The organism is Parabacteroides sp. CH2-D42-20 (genome assembly GCF_003670185.1).
Lineage (GTDB): Bacteria > Bacteroidota > Bacteroidia > Bacteroidales > Tannerellaceae > Parabacteroides > Parabacteroides distasonis.
Genome location: NZ_RAYG01000036.1, coordinates 42,927 through 53,851, shown reverse-complemented (window position 1 = coordinate 53,851; position 10,925 = coordinate 42,927). Strand labels below are relative to the sequence as shown.

At 42.6% G+C, this 10,925-nt stretch carries 10 protein-coding genes; 8 read left to right on the top strand and 2 right to left on the bottom strand.

Annotated features, from left to right (window positions below; all coding sequences use genetic code 11):
- Positions 1-171 precede the first annotated feature (171 nt).
- The 6 genes from D7V92_RS19045 (at position 172) to D7V92_RS19020 (ending at position 6,658) form a co-directional block, all read left to right on the top strand.
- A complete protein-coding gene (locus tag D7V92_RS19045; protein WP_005861467.1) occupies positions 172-1,077 on the top strand; it encodes a hypothetical protein in 906 nt (301 codons plus the stop codon).
- A gap of 2 nt (positions 1,078-1,079) precedes the next feature.
- On the top strand, positions 1,080-1,673 hold the full coding sequence (locus D7V92_RS19040) for a Crp/Fnr family transcriptional regulator (protein WP_121773541.1): 594 nt from the start codon (positions 1,080-1,082) through the stop codon (positions 1,671-1,673).
- 111 nt (positions 1,674-1,784) lie between these two features.
- Positions 1,785-3,170, top strand: a complete 1,386-nt coding sequence (locus D7V92_RS19035; protein WP_005861471.1) for a TolC family protein — start codon at positions 1,785-1,787, stop codon at positions 3,168-3,170.
- A 30-nt stretch (positions 3,171-3,200) separates the two neighbouring features.
- Positions 3,201-4,214 (top strand): HlyD family secretion protein, encoded by a 1,014-nt coding sequence (locus D7V92_RS19030; protein WP_005865742.1) that lies wholly within the window; start codon positions 3,201-3,203, stop codon positions 4,212-4,214.
- Entirely contained in the window at positions 4,211-5,389 is a 1,179-nt protein-coding gene (locus tag D7V92_RS19025) for an ABC transporter permease (protein ID WP_121773540.1), read from the top strand. Before D7V92_RS19030 ends, D7V92_RS19025 begins: the two co-directional genes overlap by 4 nt.
- A 12-nt stretch (positions 5,390-5,401) precedes the next feature.
- Positions 5,402-6,658: an ABC transporter permease gene (locus D7V92_RS19020; RefSeq protein ID WP_022192865.1), complete on the top strand. Its 1,257-nt coding sequence runs from the start codon at positions 5,402-5,404 to the stop codon at positions 6,656-6,658.
- 77 nt (positions 6,659-6,735) lie between these two features.
- Here D7V92_RS19020 and D7V92_RS19015 read toward each other — a convergent pair whose 3' ends face one another.
- The gene (locus tag D7V92_RS19015; RefSeq protein ID WP_057329114.1) at positions 6,736-8,124 is read right to left on the bottom strand and encodes a DUF1080 domain-containing protein; all 1,389 of its coding nucleotides are present in this window, start codon (positions 8,122-8,124) and stop codon (positions 6,736-6,738) included.
- A 155-nt stretch (positions 8,125-8,279) separates the two neighbouring features.
- Here D7V92_RS19015 and D7V92_RS19010 point away from each other — a divergent pair, with 155 nt between their 5' ends.
- Positions 8,280-9,182 carry a sugar phosphate isomerase/epimerase gene (locus D7V92_RS19010; RefSeq protein WP_005865752.1) on the top strand — a complete coding sequence of 301 codons (903 nt, stop codon included), beginning with the start codon at positions 8,280-8,282 and terminating at the stop codon, positions 9,180-9,182.
- 64 nt (positions 9,183-9,246) lie between these two features.
- Here D7V92_RS19010 and D7V92_RS19005 read toward each other — a convergent pair whose 3' ends face one another.
- Positions 9,247-10,002 (bottom strand): HAD-IA family hydrolase, encoded by a 756-nt coding sequence (locus D7V92_RS19005; RefSeq protein ID WP_121773539.1) that lies wholly within the window; start codon positions 10,000-10,002, stop codon positions 9,247-9,249.
- Between the two features lie 586 nt (positions 10,003-10,588).
- On the opposite strand from D7V92_RS19005, the gene D7V92_RS19000 reads away from it, so the two are divergent.
- The gene (locus D7V92_RS19000; protein WP_008780759.1) at positions 10,589-10,864 is read left to right on the top strand and encodes an HU family DNA-binding protein; all 276 of its coding nucleotides are present in this window, start codon (positions 10,589-10,591) and stop codon (positions 10,862-10,864) included.
- The last annotated feature ends 61 nt before the right edge of the window (positions 10,865-10,925 follow it).

The following is a 10,925-nucleotide window of genomic DNA, read 5'->3' as shown; positions in this document are numbered from 1 at the left end:
AACAGTGGAAGAGTAGGTAGCCGCCGTCTTAGGTGAAAGGAGTCAGTCGAAAGATTGGCTCCTTTTTTTGGTATATATCCTCTCTGTCTTTTTCTATTTTTAGGTGTACTTTGTTGTTCGGATGGATAAGAAATTGTAATTTTGTGCTTTTGTAATAGCTAAGAACCTCATATGGATACTGAAAAGAAAGAGAATAAAGAAGTAAATAAACTTTCGCTACTTATTGTAGCAGTTATAGTATTGGTACTGATTATTGCTGGTGCCGGTTATTATATTTATCATCAAAAGCAGCAAATGACTGATTTGGTGGAAACCTTTGATCTTGAGAAAGAATCTTTGGAGGATGAATATAATGAATTGTCTCTTCAATATGAAGGTTATAAGTTTAGCGTAGGCAATGATTCCCTTGTTGCCCTATTATCTACGGAGCAAGCAAAGGTACAACGTTTATTGGAAGAATTGCGTACGGTGAAGGCTACGAATGCGAAGGAAATAGCTCGCTTGAAAAAGGAATTGGATACCTTACGTAAAATCATGCGTAACTATGTTGTCCAAATCGATTCCTTGAATCGTGAGAATGAGCAATTGAAGGTTGAGAAGAAAGAGGCTGTTCAGAAATATCAGAGGGCTACTTCACAGGCTGCTACCTTGAAAAAGGAAAAAGAGAAATTGACGGAAAGAGTAACGTTAGCTAGTCGTTTGGATGCGACGGATATTAACGTGACTCCTGTGAACTCTCGAGGTAAACTAGCTAAGCGTATTAAAAAGATGCAGCAATTTGTCGTGACTTTCAAGATAGCGAAGAACATTACCGCTCCTGTCGGCGAAAAGATGGTATATGTACGGATCATGAAACCGGATGACGATATATTGGTGAAAAGCCGTGCGGATGTATTCGCTTTTGAAGGAAAGGAAATCAATTATTCTATGAAGAAAATGATAGAATATGAAGGTGAGGAGGTGGCTGTGACCATGTATTGGAATATCGAGGAATTCTTATCTCCGGGTACTTACCGTGTGGATATTTTCTCTGACGGTAATTTGATCGGACAGAAGAGATTTACCTTGGATGATTAACTATGAAATTATCTCCCGACTTTGAGAAGTTCCTAAGTTTTATTCCGGAGATTCTGTCTCGAGATGAATCTTTCCTAAAGGATTTGGAAAGTTGTACTCGAGGTGTGACAATCCGGAAAGGGGATTATTTGATTCGTACGGGCGAGTTGTGCCAAGATGCCTATTTTATTAATAAAGGGCTTTTTATCAATCAATATATTAATGAGAATGGGAATGAATGCGTAACCGGTTTCTCCTCGGATAGTATGTACCCTTTTGTTTCTACAATCGGTTATTTTACACAAGTCCCTTCCGAGTTTGAGGTGAAAGCTATCGAGGATGGTGAATTACTTTGTTTCTCCCGGACGGATATCGAACGTTTGTCGTTGGGATATCCAGCTTTCGCTATCTGTTATCAGAATGTGATGCTGATGATTATTTCCAAGCTCTATTCAATGTTCGCTGTCCGTCAAACCTGTAAGGCGGAAGAATTCCTGAAATATCTTTATACGAACCACCAATGGATCGTAAGCCGGGTCCCTGATAAATATATAGCTCAATATATGGGGGTTAGTGATTCTTGGTATTGTAAGTTGAAGAAACGTATCCTTTATTGAATTAGTTCAATTTTATATTCGCTTTAAACCTATACTTTTGTGCGGGTTTTTATATTTTTGTCACATAGGGAATATGATGGCATTATATAGGTAGGTTAAAACGATATAAAGATGAAACGAACTATCTTACTATTAACATTTGTAGTCACGGTGAGCTGTATGCACGCTCAGCGAATGTTGACATTGGAAGAGTGCCGGAATCTGGCGATCCAGAACAATAAGGAGCTACAAATCTCTGGCGAAAAGATCAAGATGGCGGATAACGAGAAGAAAGCCGCTTTTACCAAGTATTTTCCTCAATTATCGGCAAACGGTGCCTATATGTGGAACCAGAAGGATATAAACTTACTGGACATGGGCGCTTTGTCCTCATCCTTGAGCTCTTCTTTAGGTGGCTTGGCCCAATTACCGATGATCCAACATTTGATGAGTGGGGTGAACGATATGCAACATTTGGATGTGCAGAATATCTGGGTGGGTAATGTATCGTTGGTGCAGCCTGTATTCATGGGTGGGAAGATCGTTAATTATAACCAAATCACTAAGTTTGCCAAGCAATTAGCGGAGTCAATGAATAATTTACAGTTGCAGGACTTGATTTATAAGACTGACGAAACCTATTGGCAGGTCATATCTTTGGTGAATAAGAAGAAATTGGCGGACGCTTATGTGGATTTGCTCCGTAAGATGGATAGTGATGTGACCGCTATGATCTATGAGGGAGTCGCTACCGAGGCCGATGGGCTTTCTGTCAAGGTGAAACTGAATGAGGCGGAGATGGCTCAGACTAAGGTTGAGAATGGTCTGGCTTTAACCCGAATGCTTTTAGCGCAAATTTGTGGTCTGTCTTTAGAGGAGGATTTATCGCTTGCAGACGAGAAGCTGGATAATTTTCCGGTAGAGACAACACAAGCCTCGGCTGATCTGAATGAGGCTTTCATGAATCGTAATGAACTGAGAAGTTTGGATCTGGCAACGAAAATCTATAAGCGAAAAGAACGTATTGCTTTGGCAGAGATGTTGCCTAATGTCGCTTTAGCGGCGAATTACTTCGTCACGAATCCGAATGTTTTTAATGGTTTTAAAAATGATTTCGCTGGTATGTTTAATGTCGGAGTTATGGTAAAGGTACCCTTGTCCGGTTGGTGGGAAGGCACTTATAGGCGTAACTCGGCGAAAGCGGAAACGCGCATAAAAACACTGGAATGGCAGGATGCTCGTGAAAAGATTGAGTTGCAGGTAAATCAATCCGTTTATAAAGTGAATGAAGCGGGCAAAAAGTTGATCGCTTCTTCCCGTAATATGGAAAATGCGGAAGAGAATTTGCGGCGTGCGAATTTCGGTTTTGAGGAAGGGGTTATCCCGGCTTTGAACTTAATGGAGGCGCAGACAGCATGGGTTTCTGCTCGCTCTAGTTTGATTGATGCTCAAATCGAGGTGAAATTAACAGAAGTTTATCTAAGCAAGGCTTTGGGTAAACTGTCCGCAAATGAATAAGAGTAATAACAAATAAAAATATACACAGAGATGAACGAGAACAAGAAGTTTTCTATCAGTAACATGATGTTAGCTTTTATCACGGTATTGGTCGTGATCGGATTGGTAGCCTTGGCGGGTTTCTTCCTGCTTACACCGCCTGACGATATTATAATGGGGCAGGCCGAGGCCACCCAAGTTCGTATCTCCGGTAAGGTTCCCGGACGTATCGCTTCTTATCGTTTTGGCGAAGGCGATCAGGTAAAAGCCGGAGATACTTTGGTCTTTTTAGATACGCCCGAGGTTATGGCGAAGCTGAAACAAGCGGAGGCGGCTCGTGCGGCAGCGGAGGCGCAGAACGCTAAAGCGATTAAAGGAGCCCGTGAACAGGAAATTACGGCCGCTTATGAGATGTGGCAAAAGGCGCAAGCCGGATTAACTATCGCTAAGAAATCTTTCGATCGTATTCAGAATTTATACGAGAAAGGGGTGATGTCCGCTCAAAAAAGAGACGAGGTGGAGGCTAATTATAACGCTATGGTAGCGACAGAGAAGGCTGCCCGTTCTCAATATGAGATGGCAAAAGAAGGTGCCCGTAAGGAAGATAAGGCTGCCGCTGCCGCTATGGTCCAACGTGCGGAAGGTGCTATCGCTGAAGTGGAGTCGTATGTGGGCGAGAGCGCTTTGGTGGCTCCGATTGACGGGGAGGTTTCAGAACGGTTCCCGGAAGTCGGCGAGTTGGTTGGTACAGGCGCTCCGATCATGAATATCTCTGATTTAAATGATGTATGGGTAACTTTCAGTATTCGTGAGGATCTGTTGAAAGATATCAAGATTGGTTCGGAAGTAAATGCTTTTATTCCGGCGTTGGGGGACCTACCGGTGAAGTTGAAAGTCTATTATATGAAGGATATGGGTTCGTATGCCGCATGGAAAGCGACAAAGACGAATGGACAATATGACTCGAAGACTTTTGAGGTGCGTGCTCGTCCGTTGGAGAAAGTCGCTGATCTTCGTCCAGGAATGTCCGTGATCTTAAAGAAAAAAGGGAAAGAGATCGTATGACCTATAAAGAAAGTTTGCATAGAATCTGGCTTATCGCGAAGCGTGAGGTGCATCGGCTGGTGGCTCAACCGATTTACTTCTTTTGTATGCTGATCGCTCCGGCTATCTGTGTCATTTTCTTTGTATCGTTGATGCATGAGGGATTGCCGACCGATCTGCCGATAGCAGTGGTGGATATGGATAACTCTGCTACTTCACGCAATTTGATTCGCCAGTTGGATGCCTTTGAGCAGACAGAGGTGTATATGAAAACCATGTCGTTTACCGAGGCTCGTCAGGAAATGCAGAAAGGGAATGTATATGGAATTTTTTACATTCCATCCGGTTTCGCCGTGGACGCCACATCTGGAAAGCAGCCCCGGTTGTCTTTCTATACGAATGGTACCTATTTGATCGCCGCTTCCTTGCTGTTTCGGGATATGAAAACGATGTCGGTATTGGCGGGGGCCGCTGTGGGTTTACAGACCGGACAAGCTAAAGGGTATACCGAAGCGCAGATCATGGGACAGCTACAACCGATCGTGATCGATACGCATCCGATCGGCAATCCGTGGTTGAATTATTCGGTATATTTGAATAATACGGTTTTGCCGGGTATCATTCAGTTGATGGTATTTCTAGTGACAGTATTCAGTATCGGTACGGAAATTAAATATTCCACATCCCGTAAATGGTTGGATATGGGAGGGAGTTCTATCGCAGTTAGTTTGTTGGGAAAGTTATTGCCGCAGACGGCTATTTTTACGGTCGTAGGCTTTATGTATTGTGCGGTGTTGTATGGATTTAATTCTTTCCCGTTAAATAGCGGTTGGTTTCCGATGCTTTTGGCGATGTTTTTGCTGATTATATCCTCTCAGGCGGTAGGCGTATTTATGATCGGCGTATTACCGACTCCCCGTTTAGGGCTTAGCTTCGCCAGTCTGTTCGGAATGATCTCGTTCTCCATTGTCGGATTCTCGTTTCCGGTACAAGGTATGGACCCTACGTTGCAAGCGTTGGCTCGTTTGTTTCCTCTACGGCATTATTTCTTGATTTATGTCGATCAAGCCTTGAACGGGCGGACACTATTCTATACGTTGGGCGAGTACGTTTGGTTGTTGGGATTTCTGATCTTGCCGTTCCTTATCGGGCGGAACTTGAAGAGGGCGTTGTTGGATTTCAAATATCTACCGTAAAAACTGTATGTGATGAAAAGAGAACATCGTTTACGATATATCATAAAGGAAGGTCTTCTGGATACGTTTTATATTTGGAAGGATGAATTGAGAAACGTGTTTAAAGATGCGGGGGTCATGATTTTCTTTTTCTTGGTGCCTTTCGTATATCCGCTGCTTTATTCATTTATATATAATAACGAGGTAGTACACGAGGCGAAGATGGTGGTGGTAGATCAAAGTGATTCCTATTTGAGTCGTGAGTTTACCAGACGGGTTAACGCCACGCCTGATGTGGAAGTAGTGGGTGTTTGTCCGGATATGGCGGAAGCCAAGAAGATGTTGGATGAGAAGAAGGCCTATGGGATTTTGCTTTTTCCCCCGGATTATAGTAAGGACCTGCATGAAGGGCGACAGACAACCGTCTCGTTGTATTGCGATATGAGCGCCTTATTGTTTTATAAGGCTTTCCTTTTGGCGACGACAGAGGTGTCATTGGATATGGGTAAGGAACTTCGGATGCATAATAATCCGTCGTCTACGGATAAGATGGACCAGATCACGGTAGACCCGATCCCGTATGAATCGGTAGCGTTGTTTAATTCCCAGAATGGCTTTGCCAGTTTCTTGGTACCGGCTATCTTGATCTTGGTATTGCAACAGACCTTGATATTGGGTATCGGAATGTTGGGAGGAACGGCCCGGGAAAAGAACCGCTTTCATAGTCTGGTGCCTATTTGCCGACATTTTAATGGAACTTTGCGTATCGTGTTCGGCAAGTCGCTGACTTATCTTTTGCTGTATGTGGTGGTTTGCATCTGGGTATTGGCTATTGTCCCTAAGTTATTCTCCTTACCTCAGGTTGGTGAGCCACTGACTATTTTGTTGTTTTTACTGCCTTACCTGTTTGCCTGTATTTTTATGTCTATGACGCTATCTGGATTTATGACGAGTCGTGAGTCGCCTATGTTGGTATTCGTTTTCACGTCTGTCATCTTGTTATTTATCTCGGGTGTCTCTTGGCCGGAGGCGGCTATTCCTCCGTTTTGGAAAGTGGTGGGTTATTTGTTTCCTTCTACTCCGGGTATCCAGGGATTTATTCGTATCAATACGGCAGGCGCTTCCTTGCATGAGGTGGCGCATGAATATCGGGTATTATGGATTCAAGCGGGCGTATATTTCATCTTATCTTGTATCATTTATCGTTATCAGATCATACGTAGCCGTAAGATGATTATAAAGCAATATCGGTATATGAAGATGCGACGGATGTTGCGAGAAAGAGAATAATCCCTCGTTTAGGTCTACCCTAATCGCTCATTTAGGGTGTCCCTAAACGGGGGATTAGGGTGAGGGTAAATGTGTGATTAGATTTTAACTTTCGGTTTATACATATCCTCAGCGGTCAGGCCACATTCTTTCATCATGCGGATACTGTAAGACAGATCGCTGACGTTTGGTGTCACGTTGTTACTTCCAAACGTGAATTTAACGCCGGCGGCTTTCGCCTTCATAATGATCGCTTTATTTGGAATATTGTATAGTTCGTTGATCTCTAAAGCTTTTCCGCTTTTTGCCAATGCCTCGACGAAACGGTTCATGCGGGCCTCCGTCCAGAACTCGTCAAAACGCTTATCCATCGGAGATGGCAAGAAACAAGGATTTACATAGATATCTACCGGCTCTTCCAATACGGAGCAGATACGATCTACGATCATGTCCATATATTGCTCCTCATTCTCGATCCAAGTCTCTTCCGGAATCCATAGGCGGGTACGGCGACCTTTATTGTCCTTGAACGTCAAAGCGTCCGTAAACACATAGTCGAATTCTTTAAGAGTCTCGGGAGAGAATGTGGTTATCCATTCGCGTCCTTCCGCTTGCATGCCAAGGATGAAAGGCTGTGAGCGCATCTCATTTAGGTAATCCATGACTTGTTGGTCGTTCGTGATCGGGAAACCGATGCCGCAGTTCGGTGCGATCGTATAATTGATACCGGTCTTGCGGGATTGCTTAGCGGCAACTTCCTTGGTTAAGCCACCTTTTAAGTGCACGTGATAATCTAATACCGGGAAATCCGATTGATGTAATTTAATGATCTCGTCATTTTGCTCATCGTTAGCTTCCGCCAATTGTGCGTTGATATCGATCGTGGATTCATCAATTACGTTCACGGTGATGTTCTTGATTTGGATTTCACCGCTACCATCACTCTCTATGCCAAATGTCCCTTCCGATAATAAGGCATAGGCGTTAGCGTCCGTACGATACGGTGCGGTCGGTTGGATATACTCTACAACCGGTTCGCCGTTTATATTTACATCGATCTCTTGTCCGGCTACCCGGATATCCATCTTGAACCATTGATCTTCTTTTACGAAGCTTTTGGTCAAATTCCTCACGGAAACAAGACTTCCTGTCATTTTCCACCAAACCTTATCAGCCCGGTCATTATTGATAGCGATACGATATCCTTTCTTCAAGTTCGGGTCCGTATGGAACCAGACGGCGCCTTTGCCTCCCGGGGTAGTACGTAAATCAAGGGTCAGATCGAAGTTTTTGTATTTGCCGTTTTTCAGTACGGCCAGCGCATCCGTACCTTTCAAGGTCATTATGTCGTCTTGAACGGAGACATCGCCTGTCATTTTCCATTTGTTACTATCTTTGCCATCGAATAAGGTGCCACTGCCAGAAACACTACAGGCTGTGGTCAGGACAAAGAGAAGGCCCATCGCTAGAATTGATAATTTTTTCATGATATAAATGATTTAAGTAATAATATATCCTCCAAAGATAACGAAAATTAAAATACAATGTCCTTTTTGAAGATTTTAACTTCCATAAAGATATAAACCTAAGAATATAGTCTTACTTTTGTAAAAATTCTCAATCAAACTTAATTAATAGTACTATGCAGAACAGACGTAATTTTTTGAAGCAAGCCTCTTTGATGCTTGCGGGTGGGTTGGTAGCCCCGCAGTTATTATCTTCTTGTGGCGGTAAATCAGGACAAGCTGCCGCTACAGCATCGGAGTCTTCTAAATATATAGGGCTTCAATTGTATTCCTTAAGAGACCTTGTAAAAGAAGAAGGTATCCAGAAAGTATTGGAAACCGCCGCTAAGATGGGTTATAAGAATCTGGAGACAGCAAGCTATGATAACGGTAAGATTTACGGTTTAGCTCCCGCTGAATTTAAGAAAATGGTGAATGACCTAGGTATGAAGTGTACGAGCGCTCACCTTGGACAGGCCTTTACGAAAGAAAAAGAAGCCGAGGTTATGAGTTGGTGGGATCAAGCGATCGATGCTCATAATGAGTTAGGCGTTAAATATATGGTTCAACCGTGGATGCCGGTTAACGATAAGACTACCTTGGATGACTTGAAGATGTACTGCGATTATTTCAACACGGTTGGTTATAAGACCGCTGCCGCTAGTATCGCATTCGGTTATCATAACCATGACTTCGAATTCCGTAAGATTGACGATCAGTTGATCTATGATTATCTGTTGGATAACGTAAGCCCGAACCACGTATTCTTCGAGATGGATGTATACTGGGTAATGATGGGTGGCGGTGATCCTGTCGCTTACTTGAAGAACCGTCCGAGCCAGTTCAAGGCTATCCATATCAAGGATGAGAAAGAGATCGGCGCGAGTGGTAAGATGGATTTCAAGCCTATCTTCGATCAAATGTACGCTAATAACGTAAAGGATTGGTATGTTGAAGTGGAACAATATACTAACAATGATCCGGTTGCCAGCGTTCAGCAAAGCTATGATTTCTTGAATAAGGCTGATTATGTGAAATAATCCGTTCGATGATAAAAAAGAAGAGGCTACTTCATTATCGGGTAGCCTCTTTTTTTATGTTCGCTTATTTGGAATACTCGTTCAATCGGGTGGATTTCGCAAGCTCGATGATTTGTTTCCAATCTTTAGCTAAGTTTTCCATATCCGGATATAGTAAATCCGCTCCGGCATCTAATAAAACTTGATCGGGGAGAGGTCCGGTGTTTACGGCTATCGTAAAGATATTGGCTGCCACGGCAGCTTCTACTCCCATGGGAGCGTTCTCTACCACAAAAGCTTCGTTAGGCTTCGCATGCGCTTTTTGAAGTCCCATTAAATAAGGTTCGGGGTGTGGCTTGCCATATTTCACGTCGAAAGCCGTAACCATTTTCTCTCGGTTGAAATGTCCCGGATAGGTATGGTTTAGCTTATCGATCAAGCTATGTTGGCCGGAACCGGTGACGACCAATCGTTGCAGTCCGGATGCTTCCACTTCTTTTAGAACCTCTGCGGCGCCGGTCATGGGGGCACCGTCATTATAGGTATTGAATAGATCCGCTTTCTCTTTATAGATCGTTTGCTTCTCCTCGGCGGTAGCGTCTCGTTGGAAAGTGCGTTGGTATAGCTCGTTGATCGTGCTTTCCCCAGTACGTCCTTCGAACATATAAAAGTCTTCCGGCCGAGAAGTTAGCTGATGGAGGGTCGCTACCTCATGCCATGCCCGTGCATGAAAACGCATAGAGTCATATAATACACCATCCATATCGAAAAGAACAGCTTTGGGAGAAAGGGATTCCTGCCTGTGTTTACGCAGATATCGGATAATCGCTTCTTGAATCATGTTATTACCTTCTTAAAAACCAATACAAAGGTACGTAATAAATCGGAATTAACAGAAATGGGAGGAAAGCTTCTTGAAATTAAATAAATATGATATATAATGGAATTTCATTTTATGAAACAAAAATGGTTTAAATGGGTGCTTACTTTTGATCCACCTACATGTACACCCTAACCGGATTGATAAATTCTATAATTATCTGGATGAGTTGATAGATGTATTGAAAAATAAGGGATATAAATTTATTTCGTAGAGATAATTAATCAATAAATTATGACGTAGTTCGGTGAGAACTTAGTTGTTTAATCATTGCAAATATATGAATATTTGGGGAATATCAAAATAACATATATTAAAAATCAATGCATACAGAAATATTATATACCTAAATGTAGGTATAATTGAACCCCTTTCAGATAGACAAGTGAGACTTTGGTAGAAATATAATTAATAAGAAATAGTATACAGTATTATGATATCACTTATTCATAGCAAGTTATAGCCTTTGAAAATTCGTTATTAATGCGCTTACTAGAGTTCTCACCGGACTCTTTTCTGGTGAAGAATGGTATATTTATTATCTAGTATGAATAGAGGAGAATTAGTACAATCTCTTGTGGAAGAAACAGGATTGCCGAAAAATGTTGTTAGGGCCGTAGTGAATGCGTTACCGACTGTTGTGGCGAAAGGAATACGGGAAGGAGAATCTATTTCCATGAAAGGATTTGGATCTTTTGTACCTTGGCAACAATCCGAGCGATTGGCACGTAATCCGAAAACAGGGGAGGAAGTAATGATTACTCCACGTGTCTCGGTCAAATTCAAGGCCGGGAGCGATTTACTTAAAGAATTAAATGAGTAATAAAAAACTATTCAAACGAAAAAACGGTTTCCTCGTGATGAGAAAACCGTTTTTTTATGGG

Bases quoted from the DNA above. Each gene is read 5' to 3' on its own strand.
- D7V92_RS19045 (WP_005861467.1), top strand. From the start codon at position 172: ATGGATACTGAAAAGAAAGAGAATAAAGAAGTAAATAAACTTTCGCTA.
- D7V92_RS19040 (WP_121773541.1), top strand. From the start codon at position 1,080: ATGAAATTATCTCCCGACTTTGAGAAGTTCCTAAGTTTTATTCCGGAG.
- D7V92_RS19035 (WP_005861471.1), top strand. From the start codon at position 1,785: ATGAAACGAACTATCTTACTATTAACATTTGTAGTCACGGTGAGCTGT.
- D7V92_RS19030 (WP_005865742.1), top strand. From the start codon at position 3,201: ATGAACGAGAACAAGAAGTTTTCTATCAGTAACATGATGTTAGCTTTT.
- D7V92_RS19025 (WP_121773540.1), top strand. From the start codon at position 4,211: ATGACCTATAAAGAAAGTTTGCATAGAATCTGGCTTATCGCGAAGCGT.
- D7V92_RS19020 (WP_022192865.1), top strand. From the start codon at position 5,402: ATGAAAAGAGAACATCGTTTACGATATATCATAAAGGAAGGTCTTCTG.
- D7V92_RS19015 (WP_057329114.1), bottom strand. From the start codon at position 8,124: ATGAAAAAATTATCAATTCTAGCGATGGGCCTTCTCTTTGTCCTGACC.
- D7V92_RS19010 (WP_005865752.1), top strand. From the start codon at position 8,280: ATGCAGAACAGACGTAATTTTTTGAAGCAAGCCTCTTTGATGCTTGCG.
- D7V92_RS19005 (WP_121773539.1), bottom strand. From the start codon at position 10,002: ATGATTCAAGAAGCGATTATCCGATATCTGCGTAAACACAGGCAGGAA.
- D7V92_RS19000 (WP_008780759.1), top strand. From the start codon at position 10,589: ATGAATAGAGGAGAATTAGTACAATCTCTTGTGGAAGAAACAGGATTG.